At 52.1% G+C, this 12,175-nt stretch carries 27 protein-coding genes; all 27 read right to left on the bottom strand.

Features of this window, described 5'->3' with window-relative positions; genetic code table 11:
* Nucleotides 1–3 precede the first annotated feature (3 nt).
* Entirely contained in the window at nucleotides 4–624 is a 621-nt protein-coding gene (gene rpsD, locus JOD69_RS23215; protein ID WP_077731292.1) for a 30S ribosomal protein S4, read from the bottom strand.
* A 15-nt stretch (nucleotides 625–639) separates the two neighbouring features.
* A complete protein-coding gene (gene rpsK / locus JOD69_RS23220; protein ID WP_077731293.1) occupies nucleotides 640–1,026 on the bottom strand; it encodes a 30S ribosomal protein S11 in 387 nt (128 codons plus the stop codon).
* Nucleotides 1,027–1,059: 33 nt separating this feature from the next.
* Nucleotides 1,060–1,416: a 30S ribosomal protein S13 gene (rpsM, locus tag JOD69_RS23225; protein ID WP_077731294.1), complete on the bottom strand. Its 357-nt coding sequence runs from the start codon at nucleotides 1,414–1,416 to the stop codon at nucleotides 1,060–1,062.
* Nucleotides 1,417–1,499: 83 nt separating this feature from the next.
* Nucleotides 1,500–1,613: a 50S ribosomal protein L36 gene (gene rpmJ, locus JOD69_RS23230; RefSeq protein WP_077731295.1), complete on the bottom strand. Its 114-nt coding sequence runs from the start codon at nucleotides 1,611–1,613 to the stop codon at nucleotides 1,500–1,502.
* A gap of 43 nt (nucleotides 1,614–1,656) precedes the next feature.
* A complete protein-coding gene (gene secY, locus JOD69_RS23235) occupies nucleotides 1,657–2,982 on the bottom strand; it encodes a preprotein translocase subunit SecY (protein WP_077731296.1) in 1,326 nt (441 codons plus the stop codon).
* Nucleotides 2,983–3,417 (bottom strand): 50S ribosomal protein L15, encoded by a 435-nt coding sequence (gene rplO / locus JOD69_RS23240; RefSeq protein ID WP_077731297.1) that lies wholly within the window; start codon nucleotides 3,415–3,417, stop codon nucleotides 2,983–2,985. It lies immediately after the preceding gene.
* The gene (rpmD, locus tag JOD69_RS23245) at nucleotides 3,418–3,603 is read right to left on the bottom strand and encodes a 50S ribosomal protein L30 (RefSeq protein WP_077731298.1); all 186 of its coding nucleotides are present in this window, start codon (nucleotides 3,601–3,603) and stop codon (nucleotides 3,418–3,420) included.
* Entirely contained in the window at nucleotides 3,600–4,118 is a 519-nt protein-coding gene (rpsE, locus tag JOD69_RS23250) for a 30S ribosomal protein S5 (protein WP_086135210.1), read from the bottom strand. The genes rpmD and rpsE overlap by 4 nt, the downstream gene beginning before the upstream one ends.
* Before the next feature lie 8 nt (nucleotides 4,119–4,126).
* Nucleotides 4,127–4,480 carry a 50S ribosomal protein L18 gene (gene rplR, locus JOD69_RS23255; protein ID WP_077731300.1) on the bottom strand — a complete coding sequence of 118 codons (354 nt, stop codon included), beginning with the start codon at nucleotides 4,478–4,480 and terminating at the stop codon, nucleotides 4,127–4,129.
* Nucleotides 4,481–4,487: 7 nt separating this feature from the next.
* Nucleotides 4,488–5,021, bottom strand: a complete 534-nt coding sequence (gene rplF, locus JOD69_RS23260; protein WP_077731301.1) for a 50S ribosomal protein L6 — start codon at nucleotides 5,019–5,021, stop codon at nucleotides 4,488–4,490.
* Nucleotides 5,022–5,041: 20 nt separating this feature from the next.
* Nucleotides 5,042–5,437 carry a 30S ribosomal protein S8 gene (rpsH, locus tag JOD69_RS23265; RefSeq protein WP_077731302.1) on the bottom strand — a complete coding sequence of 132 codons (396 nt, stop codon included), beginning with the start codon at nucleotides 5,435–5,437 and terminating at the stop codon, nucleotides 5,042–5,044.
* Nucleotides 5,438–5,498: 61 nt separating this feature from the next.
* On the bottom strand, nucleotides 5,499–5,804 hold the full coding sequence (gene rpsN, locus JOD69_RS23270; protein ID WP_077731303.1) for a 30S ribosomal protein S14: 306 nt from the start codon (nucleotides 5,802–5,804) through the stop codon (nucleotides 5,499–5,501).
* A gap of 8 nt (nucleotides 5,805–5,812) precedes the next feature.
* A complete protein-coding gene (gene rplE / locus JOD69_RS23275; protein WP_077731304.1) occupies nucleotides 5,813–6,352 on the bottom strand; it encodes a 50S ribosomal protein L5 in 540 nt (179 codons plus the stop codon).
* A gap of 17 nt (nucleotides 6,353–6,369) precedes the next feature.
* Complete coding sequence (gene rplX / locus JOD69_RS23280; protein WP_077731305.1) at nucleotides 6,370–6,687, bottom strand: 50S ribosomal protein L24; 318 nt, start codon at nucleotides 6,685–6,687, stop codon at nucleotides 6,370–6,372.
* A 16-nt stretch (nucleotides 6,688–6,703) separates the two neighbouring features.
* Nucleotides 6,704–7,072 (bottom strand): 50S ribosomal protein L14, encoded by a 369-nt coding sequence (gene rplN, locus JOD69_RS23285; protein ID WP_077731306.1) that lies wholly within the window; start codon nucleotides 7,070–7,072, stop codon nucleotides 6,704–6,706.
* Nucleotides 7,073–7,112: 40 nt separating this feature from the next.
* Nucleotides 7,113–7,373: a 30S ribosomal protein S17 gene (rpsQ, locus tag JOD69_RS23290; RefSeq protein WP_086135209.1), complete on the bottom strand. Its 261-nt coding sequence runs from the start codon at nucleotides 7,371–7,373 to the stop codon at nucleotides 7,113–7,115.
* The gene (rpmC, locus tag JOD69_RS23295; protein ID WP_077731308.1) at nucleotides 7,370–7,564 is read right to left on the bottom strand and encodes a 50S ribosomal protein L29; all 195 of its coding nucleotides are present in this window, start codon (nucleotides 7,562–7,564) and stop codon (nucleotides 7,370–7,372) included. Before rpmC ends, rpsQ begins: the two co-directional genes overlap by 4 nt.
* Complete coding sequence (gene rplP, locus JOD69_RS23300) at nucleotides 7,564–7,977, bottom strand: 50S ribosomal protein L16 (protein ID WP_077731309.1); 414 nt, start codon at nucleotides 7,975–7,977, stop codon at nucleotides 7,564–7,566. Before rplP ends, rpmC begins: the two co-directional genes overlap by 1 nt.
* Before the next feature lie 16 nt (nucleotides 7,978–7,993).
* Nucleotides 7,994–8,665, bottom strand: a complete 672-nt coding sequence (rpsC, locus tag JOD69_RS23305; protein ID WP_077731310.1) for a 30S ribosomal protein S3 — start codon at nucleotides 8,663–8,665, stop codon at nucleotides 7,994–7,996.
* A 9-nt stretch (nucleotides 8,666–8,674) separates the two neighbouring features.
* The gene (rplV, locus tag JOD69_RS23310) at nucleotides 8,675–9,010 is read right to left on the bottom strand and encodes a 50S ribosomal protein L22 (RefSeq protein WP_077731311.1); all 336 of its coding nucleotides are present in this window, start codon (nucleotides 9,008–9,010) and stop codon (nucleotides 8,675–8,677) included.
* 16 nt (nucleotides 9,011–9,026) lie between these two features.
* Nucleotides 9,027–9,299, bottom strand: coding sequence for a 30S ribosomal protein S19 (gene rpsS / locus JOD69_RS23315; protein ID WP_077731312.1), 273 nt, complete (start codon nucleotides 9,297–9,299; stop codon nucleotides 9,027–9,029).
* An 18-nt stretch (nucleotides 9,300–9,317) separates the two neighbouring features.
* On the bottom strand, nucleotides 9,318–10,145 hold the full coding sequence (gene rplB / locus JOD69_RS23320; RefSeq protein WP_077731313.1) for a 50S ribosomal protein L2: 828 nt from the start codon (nucleotides 10,143–10,145) through the stop codon (nucleotides 9,318–9,320).
* Nucleotides 10,146–10,191: 46 nt separating this feature from the next.
* Nucleotides 10,192–10,485, bottom strand: coding sequence for a 50S ribosomal protein L23 (gene rplW, locus JOD69_RS23325; protein WP_086135208.1), 294 nt, complete (start codon nucleotides 10,483–10,485; stop codon nucleotides 10,192–10,194).
* The gene (gene rplD / locus JOD69_RS23330; protein WP_077731315.1) at nucleotides 10,482–11,096 is read right to left on the bottom strand and encodes a 50S ribosomal protein L4; all 615 of its coding nucleotides are present in this window, start codon (nucleotides 11,094–11,096) and stop codon (nucleotides 10,482–10,484) included. Before rplD ends, rplW begins: the two co-directional genes overlap by 4 nt.
* Nucleotides 11,097–11,106: 10 nt before the next feature.
* Nucleotides 11,107–11,745 carry a 50S ribosomal protein L3 gene (gene rplC / locus JOD69_RS23335; protein ID WP_086135207.1) on the bottom strand — a complete coding sequence of 213 codons (639 nt, stop codon included), beginning with the start codon at nucleotides 11,743–11,745 and terminating at the stop codon, nucleotides 11,107–11,109.
* Nucleotides 11,746–11,763: 18 nt separating this feature from the next.
* A complete protein-coding gene (gene rpsJ, locus JOD69_RS23340) occupies nucleotides 11,764–12,075 on the bottom strand; it encodes a 30S ribosomal protein S10 (RefSeq protein WP_026609162.1) in 312 nt (103 codons plus the stop codon).
* 4 nt (nucleotides 12,076–12,079) lie between these two features.
* Nucleotides 12,080–12,175: hypothetical protein (locus tag JOD69_RS23345; RefSeq protein WP_210024335.1), on the bottom strand; the 96-nt coding region annotated here is incomplete at its 5' end.

Genomic DNA, 12,175 nt, shown 5'->3' on the forward strand with positions numbered 1-12,175 from the left:
CAATTATTTGGAGTACAACTCGACAACCAGTTGCTCGTTTATTTCAGCGCCCAGATCACTACGTTCAGGCACTGACTTAAACACGCCCCGCATTTGCTTTGCGTCGACATCCACCCAAGCAGGAAATCCATACTGTTCCAAAACTTGCAGTGCATCTTTAACTCTTAGCTGATTCTTTGCCTTTTCCCGTACTGAGACAACATCTCCTGGCGCGACTTGGTAGGACGGCACATTCAAGACCTTGCCATTAACCGTAATCGCTTTGTGGCTAACAAGCTGGCGCGCTTCGGCCCTGGTGGAAGCAAAACCCATGCGATAGACCACGTTATCTAAACGAGACTCGAGCAGGTTCAGCAAGTTTTCGCCGGTTGATCCCTTTCTGCTCGACGCGGCCTTATAATAATTCCGGAATTGGCGCTCCAATACGCCGTAAATTCTGCGCAGCTTCTGCTTCTCGCGGAGCTGAGTTGCGTAGTCCGACATACGGGCGCGCTTCTGGCCGTGCTGCCCCGGCTGTTGATCGAGCTTGCACTTTCCTTCGAGCGACTTGCCGCGCGATTTAAGAAACAGATCCGTGCCTTCTCTTCTACTGAGCTTGCACTTCGGCCCTAGATATCTAGCCATTTTTCGCCCCTCTGCTTATACCCGCCGTTTCTTTGGAGGACGGCACCCATTGTGCGGTATCGGTGTGTCATCAATAATATTCGTGATCTTAAATCCCATATTATTGAGCGTCCTTACCGCCGACTCTCTGCCTGGCCCAGGTCCCTTTATTCGCACATCCAGATTCTTCACGCCATAATCCTTTACTATGCTTCCCACCTTTTCTGCGGCGACCTGAGCAGCAAACGGCGTGCTTTTCCGAGACCCGCGAAACCCCGAGGCCCCAGCAGTTGCCCATGCGAGCGCATTACCCTTACGATCTGTAATCGTTATTATGGTGTTATTGAATGACGCGCTGATGTGAACAACTCCGTCAGAAATATCTCGTTTAATCCGTTTTGCGGGACGACTAGATGCAGCCATGTCGATGTCTTACCTCGAAACCACTCTTTAGATTTATTTGCGAATCGGCCGTCGCGGACCTTTTCTGGTTCGTGCGTTAGTACGGGTCCGTTGCCCGCGAACAGGGAGACCTCGCCGATGCCGCATTCCACGATAACAACCCAAGTCCATTAGGCGCTTGATATTCATCGCGCTCTCGCGCCGAAGATCCCCTTCCACAACAAACTTCGCAACTTCCTCGCGGATGCGCTCGATATCACTGTCCCCGAGTTCCCTGACCTTAACCGAGGGGCTCAGACCAACGTTCTCACAAATCAGTGATGCCCTAGATCTGCCGATACCATAAATCGCCGTAAGCGAAATAACTAGGTGCTTGTGATCCGGGATATTAACTCCCGCAATTCGTGCCATTTATCCTGCCTCCACATCAACTCTCTAGACTTAGGCTGAATCTCGCATCATACCACGTCATTTAAGAATACGCTATTCAATGATTAGCCTTGGCGCTGCTTATGACGCGCATCCTTACATATTATGCGAACAATCCCTTTTCTCTTCAAAATCTTGCAGTTTCGGCAGATCTTCTTAACTGACGCACGAACCTTCATTAAAATTCCCCTGATGATTGTAAACCGTGATTCTAAAACCAGGTTAACTGAGCTTGATATTGGACTTCTTTAGTAAACCTTCATACTGGTGCGAAATGATGTAGGTTTGGATTTGTGACATAAAATCCATTACCACCACCACTATGATCAGCAGAGAGGTTCCGCCGAAATAGAACGGCACGTTCCAATAAACGATTAAAAATTCGGGCAGCAAGCATACAGCGGTAATGTAAATGGCGCCCGCCAATGTCAAACGCGTCATCACGGCATCAATATAGGCTGCGGTTTGCTGGCCAGGCCTGACACCCGGAATAAACGCGCCCGATTTCTTCAGGTTCTCCGCCGTTTCATTCGAGTTGAACACCAACGCGGCATAGAAAAAGCAAAAAAAGACGATCGCGCCGGCGTAGCACAACACGTATAGCGGTTGCCCGGGTGATAAAGTTGTGGCGATATCCTGCAGCCAACCAAGGTTCTTAGTGTTTCCGAACCAACCCGCCAACGTTGCAGGAAATAGGATGATACTAGACGCAAATATCGGCGGTATCACACCCGACATATTCAACTTCAAGGGCAGAAAACTCTTGTGAGCAGCATACATCCGCCGTCCTTCCTGCCGTTTCGCATAATTAATGGTAATCCGCCGCTGCCCCCGCTCAACAAACACGACGAGCGCCGTTACTGCTAGCGCAATACCAAACAGAGCGACGATACTCATCATGCTCAATTCACCGGTTCGCGCTAATTCGAGGGTGCCGCCAACTGCCGACGGAAGCCCAGCCACAATACCGGCAAAAATTATGATAGATATCCCATTTCCAATCCCTCGTTCCGTAACCTGCTCGCCAAGCCACATCAAAAACACGGTTCCGCAGACCAGCGACACAGCCGTGATAAACAGGAAGTGAATTCCCGGGCTAATAACGACAGGGACACCTGAGGCGGATTGGTTTTGTAGCGCAAGCCCGACTCCGATGGCCTGGAACGTTGCGAGAAAAACGGTGCCGTACCTTGTGTACTGGTTGATTTTTTTCCGCCCTGACTCACCCTCTTTTTTTATCTGCTCCAGCTTCGGGATTACGCCTGCCATCAATTGCATAATGATTGAAGCCGAGATATACGGCATGATCCCAAGAGCAAATATACTCAGGCGCTTCAGCGCGCCCCCTGAAAACATGTTCACCATGTCCAGTATCGACCCGCCTTGCTGCGCGAACATCGCAGCCAAAGCCTTTGGATCAACTCCAGGAATGGGAACGTGTGCCCCAATTCGGTAAACGACGAGAGCGCCGATTACGAAGAGAAGCCGTTGGCGAAGCTCTGTGAGCCTACCAAACCTTTCGCTTAGGGTGGAGTTCGCGATGCTCACTTATGCCTCGATTGTGCCGCCAGCCGCTTCGATTTTTGAACGCGCGCCCTTCGTAACTTTAATGCCGACAAGGGTCACCGAGGACGTCAACTCTCCCGAGTCAATAACCTTGACAGAGCGAGCCTGCGCCGGAACCAAATTTGCCGCCTTTAACGCTTGGATATCGACTTTCTCGCCAGCCAGCCGATTAAGTTCGTTTAACCGAACCTCAGCGACGAACGCTTTTACTCTCGATTTAAATCCGACTTTCGGCAGTCTCCGTTGAAGCGGCATCTGTCCGCCTTCGAATCCTACCTTATGAAAGCCTCCGGCTCGGGCTTTTTGGCCTTTATGTCCTTTTCCGCTGGTCTTACCCAATGTAGAGCCAATGCCGCGCCCGACGCGGGTTCTCTTTTTTCTGCTGCCTTCCGACGGCCTAATCGAATTTAGGAACATTTAAGCATCCTCAATCTTGAGCATGTACGCAACCTTGTTGATCATCCCGCAGTTAGCCGGTGTTGCGCTAACGTATACCGGTCGGTGCATACGTCTGATGCCAAGCCCGCGAAGACACGCCTGGTGAGACTTAAGACGCCCGATCTCGCTCTTTATCTGCGTAACTTTGAGTTGCTTCTCGCTCATTTATCTTTCCCCGAACGATTATCTGCCAATTTCCCGCGCTTGGCTGCGATGGAACGAGGGTCTCTGATCTCCGTCAGTCCTTTAATCGTTGCGCGAACGACGTTAATGGGGTTATTTGTTCCAATACACTTGGCAAGCACATTATGTATGCCAACAACCTCGAATACCGCGCGCATCGCACCTCCCGCGATGATCCCGGTACCTTGAGATGCCGGCTGCATAAATACCTTGGCAGCCCCAGTGCTAGCAGTGATTGCGTAATGCAAGGTGTCACCGTTGAGGCTCACCTTACGCATATTTCTCCGGGCTTGCTCCATTGACTTCTGGATCGCGACAGGAACTTCGCGCGCTTTGCACAAGCCATACCCGATCCGACCATTCCCGTCACCAACAACAGTTAACGCGGTGAACCCGAACTGACGGCCGCCCTTTACAACTTTGGCGACGCGCCTGACCGCGACCAACTTTTCCTGAAACCCTTCGGCCGAACTGCTCTGAACGTTTAGGCTCGCCATAACTCCCCCTAAAACCCAAGCCCGGCTTCACGCGCGGCGTCAGCCAATGCTTTGACACGACCGTGATATTTGAATCCTGATCGATCGAAGGCCACATTTGATACTCCCGCCGACAGCGCCCGTTCCGCTATTAGCCTGCCAATCGCTTTGGCCGCCTCAACGTTTCCGGTCGACGCCAAGCTGGCCTTGATATCCGGCTGCAACGTAGATGCCGACGCGAGGACCAGCGCCCCATCGGCGCTCGTTACCTGTGCATAGATATGACGCGGCGTCCGATGGACGGTAAGCCGATTCACGCCTAATGACTTGATGATCGCTCTGGCTTTCGTCGCCCGCTTCAATCTCGCCGATTTCTTATCCATCAATCACCTACTTCTTTTTCGCTTCTTTTCTGACGACTTCCTCTTCCGCGTATCGAACACCTTTTCCCTTATAAGGCTCCGGTGGTCGATATGCTCTGATGTCGGCAGCAACCTGACCCACCCGCTGTTTGTCGCACCCCTTGACCACAATCTCGGTCTGGGAGGGCGTTTCGATCGTAATACCCTCCGGAGCGGTAAGCTCAAGAGGGTGGGAAAATCCCAGCGAGAGACTCAATACGTCTCCTTTCGCTTGAGCCCTATAGCCAACGCCAACCATCGTCAATTTACGAGCGAAGCCAACGCTCACGCCCGTTACCATATTCGCAATGTTTGCACGCGTGCTACCAGCAAGCGCATTAGCTTGTCTATCGGCTTTATCGGCTAAAATCGATATATGACCGTCTGCGATTTCAACTCGAACTTTGGGACTCAAACTGCGAGTCAGCGCACCTTTAGCACCCTTTACGGTGATTACGTCACCGGAAATGCTAGCCTCCACCCCTTTCGGAAGAGCGACCGGATTTTTTGCTATTCTGGACATTGATAAGTCTCTATGCTCGATTACGACACCAGACAGAGGACCTCGCCACCATGCCCACCCTCTCGTGCATCCTTGTCTGTCATAACGCCTTTCGAGGTGGACACGATCGCCGTACCTAGCCCGCCCAGAATCAGGGGAAGCTTATCTTTCGATCGGTAAATGCGACGGCCGGGCTTACTGACGCGTTCGAACTGCTCGATAACGGGCTGCCCTTTGTAATACTTGAGCTGCACACAAAGCGAGGCCTTCCCGGCATCCTGGCTTACCTGATAATCCGTGATGTAGCCTTCGTCCTTCAATACGCGGCATACTGCGATTTTAACGTTCGACGACGGCATAACGACTTCGTTTTTTCCGGCGGCTTGCCCGTTTCTTATACGGATGATCATATCAGCCAACGGATCGGTCATACTCATTTCAAATTCTCCGTAAACAAAACGGTTGGGCTCAGACGGTGATTGGGTCGACGATCCACTCTTACCAGCTTGCCTTCGTCACGCCCGGCACATCGCCGCGCATAACCGACTCACGCAGCTTATTCCGTCCGAGACCGAACTTCCGATAGAACCCGTGCGGCCTACCGGTCAAACTGCACCGGTTGTGGAGGCGCGACGGCGACGCGTCTCTGGGGAGCTGTTGAAGCTTTAGTTGCGCTTGGTATTTCTCTTCATCCGTCGACGACACACTCTGAACGATGGTTTTCAGCTCAGCCCGCTTTTTGTAGTGCTTGCTAACCAACGCTTGACGCTTCTTTTCTCGTGCGATCATAGATTTTTTTGCCATTGCCGTTCCTATGTTCTAAACGGAAACTTAAACTGCTCCAACAGCGCACGGGCTTCGTCATCGCTGCCAGCCGAAGTCGTAATGGTTATGTCGATACCGCGTATAGCGTCGATTTTGTCGTAATCAATCTCGGGGAAGATGATCTGCTCCCGGACACCCATGCTATAGTTGCCACGACCGTCGAATGACCTTGGGCTCAATCCGCGGAAATCTCGAATCCGCGGTATCGCTATATTGACAAGCCGATCCAAAAATTCATACATCCTATCACGCCGCAGCGTTACTTTGCAGCCTATGGGCATGCCCTCTCTGATCTTGAACCCGGCGATTGACTTTCTGGCGATCGTTACGATGGGTTTTTGGCCGGAGATCTTTTGCAGGTCTTCCATCGCGTTCTGGAGTATCTTCTTGTCGGCTACGGCTTCGCCTACTCCCATATTAAGGGTGATCTTTTCCAGTCGCGGAACTTGCATTACCGATTGGTAGTTAAATCGCTTGATCAGCTGCGGAACTACCTGTTCTTTGTAAATAGATTGAAGCCTAGCCATTTCTGTTATCCGCAAAATCAAACGTCAATAACTTCGTTCGTGGACTTGAAATAACGAACCTTTCTACCGTCGGCCAAAAGCTTAAAGCCCACTTTATCGGGTTTGTTTGTTCCCGGGTTATACAGTGCCACATTAGACCGGTGAATCGGCATAGCCTTTTCAACTATTCCGCCATTTATTCCCCTCATCGGAATCGGTCTTTGGTGTTTCCGAACCAGGTTGATACCTTCGACGACGACCCGATCGTCCGAGGACACCGACAAGACCGCACCCCGCTTCCCTTTGTCTTTCCCGGTGAGCACTACAACTTGATCGCCTTTCTTAATCTTTCGCATGACGCAAGGATCCTCGTTAAAGTACTTCAGGTGCGAGCGAAATGATCTTCATGAACTTTTCGGACCGCAGTTCTCGCGTAACCGGCCCGAAAATGCGCGTGCCGATGGGTTGATGCTGATTGTTAAGCAACACTGCCGCATTGCCGTCGAACCGGACAACCGATCCATCTGTCCGACGAACGCCTTTTCTTGTCCGCACAACCACGGCATTGTAAACCTCGCCTTTCTTAACGCGTCCGCGAGGAATAGCATCCTTAACGCTAACCTTGATGATGTCGCCGATGTTTGCATACCGGCGATGCGAACCACCGAGCACCTTGATGCACATGACCTTTTTAGCGCCGCTGTTATCAGCCACATCCAGGTTGCTTTGCATCTGAATCATCTTCGATACCCCTTATTTATTGCCGTTGCCCTTCTCGTTGTCATTTAGTCCGCTCGACCACTCTGTCCAGCATCCAAACCTTTTTCTTCGATAGCGGACGGCAGGAAGAAACAACTACGACGTCACCCTCGTGACACTCGTTATTCTCGTCATGGGCCAACACCTTGCTCGTTCGACGTACGAACTTTCCATAAACTGGATGAGATACCAACCGCTCCACCAGAACCGTGATCGTCTTATCCATTTTGGAGCTGATAACTCTTCCCGTGATGGTACGGGACGTCTTGACTGTTTCGCTCATACTGAAAAGCTCTTTTCGGTTAGAACCGTATTTACCCTGGCGATGTCCCGCCTAATCCCTTGCAGTTGATCCGATTTGGTTAATTGACCGGTAGCCTTTTGCATCCTGAGGTTAAAGCGCTCTCGGTGAAGTTCGAGCAGCATTTCTTTAAGTTCGCCCTCGGTTTTCGATCTAAGTTCGCTGGCTTTCATCACATGACCGTCCGAAACGAAAAAGTTGTCTTTATCGGAAGCTTAGCTGCGGCAAGCTCGAACGCTTCACGCGCTAACTCTTCGCTCACTCCCTCAAGCTCGTAAAGCATCGTGCCAGGCTTTATCTCCGCGACCCAGTACTCCACGCTTCCTTTTCCACTCCCCATTCGAACTTCGAGCGGCTTTTTCGATATCGGTTTATCGGGAAATACGCGAATCCACATCTTTCCACCACGCTTAACATGTCGTGTGATAGCACGGCGCGCGGCTTCAACTTGCCTCGCAGTGATCCTTCCCCTCTCCACGGCCTTCAGACCAAACTCGCCGAAACTGACCCGGTTACCTTTGGTGGCGAGGCCTGTGTTTCTGCCTTTCTGCTGTTTTCTATATTTCGTTCTCTTCGGCTGCAACATGGTCTACTAGCCCCGGTTATACCTCAGATGAAGCGACGCCTTTGGATTCGCTTTCTCCGGTTGAAAAAACCTCGCCCTTGAAAATCCACACTTTCACTCCGATGACTCCGTAAGTTGTCTTCGCCTCGGCGAACCCATAGTCGATATCGGCACGAAAGGTGTGAAGAGGAACACGTCCCTCGCGGTACCACTCACTACGTGCAATTTCTGCGCCGTTCAGCCGCCCGCTTACGTTAATTTTCACTCCTTCGGCACCAAGCCGAAGAGTGTTGGTCACGGCGCGCTTCATCGCACGCCGGAACATGATTCGCTTTTCCAACTGCTGGGCAACGCCTTCCGCCACGAGTTGAGCGTCCAGTTCAGGTTTACGAATTTCCTCTACACTTACCTGAACGGGAATGCCCATCATCGATGACAACTCTCGACGCAAGGCATCGATATCCTCACCCTTCTTTCCAATGACTAGACCAGGTCTTGCCGTGTGGATGGTGATATGCGCATTGTTCGCCGGCCGGTTAATTTGGACACGGCTGATCGATGCGTGTCCAAGTTTCCTTTTTAGGAACTCCCGTACCTTCAAGTCGTTGAAGAGAAACGCCGAGTAGTCCTTGCTGGACGCGTACCAGCGAGAGGTCCAATCTTTGATGTAGCCGAGCCGTATCCCGGTCGGATGAACTTTCTGCCCCATAAATATCCTTTATCGATGCTCTGAGACGTGAATCGTTATATGACATGTACGCTTGAGGACACGATTAGCACGCCCCTTGGCACGTGGCGACATGCGCTTCAGCGTAGGGCCCTCGGCCACTTCGATCACACTGACTAACAACTCGTCCACGTCGGCGCCGTCGTTGTGCTCGGCGTTCGCTATCGCAGATTCCAGCACTTTCTTTAAAATTCGCGCAGATTTCTTCGTGCTATAGCTGAGTAAATCGATCGCCTTGTCGACCCTCAGTCCCCGAATTTGATCGGCCACCAACCTGCACTTTTGAGCAGATACGCGCGTATTGTTTAGCTTCGCTACCGTTGCCATGTTTCACCGCCTCCAATCACTTTGTCTTCTTGTCGGCTTGATGGCCTTTGTACGTTCGAGTCGGGGCAAACTCTCCAAGCTTGTGCCCCACCATGTTGTCGGTCACGAGCACTGGAACGTGTTGGCGGCCATTGTGTACCGCCAAGGTGTATCCGATCATCTCAGGGATGATCATCGAACGGCGAGACCAAGTCTTTATGGGCTTTTTCGCCCCAGACTGCCCCATGTCCGCTACCTTTTTAAGTAGGTGATAATCGACAAACGGTCCCTTCTTAATCGAACGTGGCACGTCTTCTACCTCTCATATCTATTTTTGCTTACGACCCCGCACGATCATGGCGTCGGTGCGTTTGTTGTTTCGCGTCTTATACCCTTTGGTTGGCGCACCCCATGGAGATACCGGGTGTCTGCCACCAGAAGTTCTACCTTCACCACCGCCGTGCGGGTGGTCGACGGGATTCATCGCCACGCCGCGCACGGTAGGCCGAATACCGCGCCATCGGGTAGCTCCAGCCTTACCTAAAGAAATCAAGTTATGTTCGTGATTTGAAACTTCACCGATCACGGCTTTGCATTCGGCAAGCACCTTGCGCATCTCGCTCGACCGCAGGCGGATAGTTGCGTACGCACCCTCTTTTGCAACGAGTTGCGCGGACGCACCTCCGCTACGTGCTAGCTGAGCACCTTTTCCCGGCTTGAGCTCGATGCAGTGAATCAGCGTACCAATGGGGATGTTTCTAATCGGTAAACAGTTGCCAGGGCGTATGGGCGCATACTCCGATGAGACAACCTCGGCCCCGACGGTCACCCCTTTGGGCGCAATGACGTATCGCCGCTCGCCATCTTTGTAAACCACGAGCGCGATATGAGCTGTTCTATTCGGATCGTACTCTATACGCTCAACTCGGCCGGGTATCTCCAGCTTGTCCCGTTTAAAGTCGATCACACGATAAAACTTTTTGTGGCCGCCGCCTTTATGACGCGTCGTCACTCGGCCTTGATTGTTTCGACCGGAATTTCTCGTCTTTTTTTCGACGAGACCTGCATAAGGCTTCCCCTTGTGAAGACCTTCTGTCCGTACTCGAACCACAAACCGTGAACCGGCCGAGGTGGGTTTCGATTTAATTAGCGCCATCTGAAATTCCCGCAATTATTTACTGTTCTATGTTCTCGCGTTTTTCCTACGCTACGGACAGATCGATATCGAATCCCGGCTTCAGTTTCACGTACGCTTTTTTCCAGTCGGAACGTTTACCTATAAACCGCCCGGATCGCTTAACTTTTCCGCCCACATTCAGGACATGAACCGAGGCCACCTTAACATTGAACATGAGTTCAACGGCCTCTTTAATCTGAGGTTTACTCGCGGTCCGTTTTACACGAAAAGCAACCTGACCTGCTTTTTCAGCGGCCGCAGTGCTCTTTTCCGAAATAATTGGCGCCTCGATGACGCTCATTAGTTCCAGCTGTCTCATGCTAGGCCGACCTCAAGTTGCTTTGCTGCTTGTGACGTCAAAATCACTTTCTCGCTATGTACGAGGGCCACCGGATTCACGGAGCTGGCAGTGCACACCAACACGTCTTGGAGATTCCGCGCAGCCAAGAACAAGTTTTCATCAAGCGCATCGGTAACAACCAACCCTCGCTTAAATCCGAGACCTTGAAGCTTCTGAAGAAACTCCTTTGTTTTAGGAGCCGAAGGATGAATATCATCGCTGATATACAACCGCCCTTGACGCAACAGCTCGGACAGAATCGACCGCATAGCAGCCCGGTACATCTTCTTGTTCAGTTTCTGTTCATAGGACCGGGGACGCGCTGCGAATGTAACACCGCCCGTACGCCAGAGAGGGCTTCGAGTTGTACCGGCACGAGCACGACCACTGCCTTTTTGTCGCCACGGCTTCGCACCGCCGCCGCTAACTTCTGAGCGCGTCTTTTGCGCTTTTGTACCGGATCGAGCTCCAGCGAAATACGCAACTACTAGCTGGTGAACAAGAGAATCATTGTAATCCCGCCCAAACACTGCCTCGGAGACTTCGAGCGGCGTGCCGCCATCGACAGCCGATGGAATCTGCAACCCCATATTACCCTCTTTACTTCTTAACAGCCGGCTTAATTAAGACCTCGGCACCTTTCGCGCCTGGCACAGCCCCCTTGATCAGAAGCAACGAGCGCTCCTTATCAACCGCGCACACCTTCAAACTTTGCACGGTGGTCGTGACACTACCAAGGTGTCCGGCCATTCGTTTGCCTTTAAAAACGCGACCAGGCGTTTGGTTCTGACCGATAGAACCCGGCGCACGATGCGATAACGAGTTTCCGTGCGTAGCATCCTGGGTTCTGAAGTTGTGACGCTTAACCACACCCGCAAAACCTTTACCGATACTCATACCCTGAACATCGACGTATTGCCCTTCCTGGAAAATGTCTACGCCCACCTCGGAGCCCACCGAGTATTGACCCGCATCGCCCTCTTCTACACGAAATTCCCATAAACCGCGCCCAGCCTCGACACCCGCCTTAGCGTAGTGCCCGGCCTCCGGCCTGGACAAACGGGACCTCTTCTTAACCCCAGCGGTCACCTGAATCGCCCGGTAACCGTCTGTATCCAATGCCTTGACCTGCACGACGCGATTCGGCTCCACATGGATTACGGAAACCGGCACTGCGGAGCCGTCTTCGGCATAAATACGGGTCATGCCGCACTTCCGCCCAACCAAACCTAACGCCATCGATCGCTCCTAAATACGTCAATTCAACTTTATTTGTACGTCTACGCCGGCAGCAAGGTCGAGCTTCATCAAAGCGTCAACCGTTTTATCCGTCGGCTCAACGATGTCCATCAAACGCTTATGGGTCCTCAGTTCGTATTGGTCGCGCGCGTCTTTATTGACGTGTGGCGAGATGAGAACGGTGTAGCGCTCTTTTTTGGTCGGCAAGGGGATCGGTCCCAAAACCTGGGCACCGGTTCGCTTGGCCGTTTCAACGATTTCGCTGGCAGACTGATCGATCAGTCGATGATCAAACGCCTTCAGACGGATCCTGATTCGCTGTTTTTGCACAGAATTACTCCAACACCTTGGACACGACACCGGCCCCGACGGTCCGGCCGCCTTCGCGTACCGCAAAGCGCAAGCCTTCCTCCATCGCGATCGGCGCGAT

Source organism: Methylocaldum sp. RMAD-M, from assembly GCF_017832375.1.
GTDB lineage: Bacteria > Pseudomonadota > Gammaproteobacteria > Methylococcales > Methylococcaceae > Methylocaldum.

Bases quoted from the DNA above. Each gene is read 5' to 3' on its own strand.
- rpsD (WP_077731292.1), bottom strand. From the start codon at position 624: ATGGCTAGATATCTAGGGCCGAAGTGCAAGCTCAGTAGAAGAGAAGGC.
- rplB (WP_077731313.1), bottom strand. From the start codon at position 10,145: ATGGCGCTAATTAAATCGAAACCCACCTCGGCCGGTTCACGGTTTGTG.
- rpmJ (WP_077731295.1), bottom strand. From the start codon at position 1,613: ATGAAGGTTCGTGCGTCAGTTAAGAAGATCTGCCGAAACTGCAAGATT.
- rpsK (WP_077731293.1), bottom strand. From the start codon at position 1,026: ATGGCTGCATCTAGTCGTCCCGCAAAACGGATTAAACGAGATATTTCT.
- rpmC (WP_077731308.1), bottom strand. From the start codon at position 7,564: ATGAAAGCCAGCGAACTTAGATCGAAAACCGAGGGCGAACTTAAAGAA.
- rplP (WP_077731309.1), bottom strand. From the start codon at position 7,977: ATGTTGCAGCCGAAGAGAACGAAATATAGAAAACAGCAGAAAGGCAGA.
- rpmD (WP_077731298.1), bottom strand. From the start codon at position 3,603: ATGAGCGAGAAGCAACTCAAAGTTACGCAGATAAAGAGCGAGATCGGG.
- rplF (WP_077731301.1), bottom strand. From the start codon at position 5,021: ATGTCCAGAATAGCAAAAAATCCGGTCGCTCTTCCGAAAGGGGTGGAG.
- rplO (WP_077731297.1), bottom strand. From the start codon at position 3,417: ATGTTCCTAAATTCGATTAGGCCGTCGGAAGGCAGCAGAAAAAAGAGA.
- rpsQ (WP_086135209.1), bottom strand. From the start codon at position 7,373: ATGAGCGAAACAGTCAAGACGTCCCGTACCATCACGGGAAGAGTTATC.
- rplV (WP_077731311.1), bottom strand. From the start codon at position 9,010: ATGGCAACGGTAGCGAAGCTAAACAATACGCGCGTATCTGCTCAAAAG.
- rplW (WP_086135208.1), bottom strand. From the start codon at position 10,485: ATGAGACAGCTGGAACTAATGAGCGTCATCGAGGCGCCAATTATTTCG.
- rplX (WP_077731305.1), bottom strand. From the start codon at position 6,687: ATGCGAAAGATTAAGAAAGGCGATCAAGTTGTAGTGCTCACCGGGAAA.
- rpsM (WP_077731294.1), bottom strand. From the start codon at position 1,416: ATGGCACGAATTGCGGGAGTTAATATCCCGGATCACAAGCACCTAGTT.
- rplD (WP_077731315.1), bottom strand. From the start codon at position 11,096: ATGGGGTTGCAGATTCCATCGGCTGTCGATGGCGGCACGCCGCTCGAA.
- rplR (WP_077731300.1), bottom strand. From the start codon at position 4,480: ATGGATAAGAAATCGGCGAGATTGAAGCGGGCGACGAAAGCCAGAGCG.
- rpsN (WP_077731303.1), bottom strand. From the start codon at position 5,804: ATGGCAAAAAAATCTATGATCGCACGAGAAAAGAAGCGTCAAGCGTTG.
- rpsE (WP_086135210.1), bottom strand. From the start codon at position 4,118: ATGGCGAGCCTAAACGTTCAGAGCAGTTCGGCCGAAGGGTTTCAGGAA.
- rplC (WP_086135207.1), bottom strand. From the start codon at position 11,745: ATGGCGTTAGGTTTGGTTGGGCGGAAGTGCGGCATGACCCGTATTTAT.
- rpsH (WP_077731302.1), bottom strand. From the start codon at position 5,437: ATGAGTATGACCGATCCGTTGGCTGATATGATCATCCGTATAAGAAAC.
- rplN (WP_077731306.1), bottom strand. From the start codon at position 7,072: ATGATTCAGATGCAAAGCAACCTGGATGTGGCTGATAACAGCGGCGCT.
- rplE (WP_077731304.1), bottom strand. From the start codon at position 6,352: ATGGCTAGGCTTCAATCTATTTACAAAGAACAGGTAGTTCCGCAGCTG.
- rpsC (WP_077731310.1), bottom strand. From the start codon at position 8,665: ATGGGGCAGAAAGTTCATCCGACCGGGATACGGCTCGGCTACATCAAA.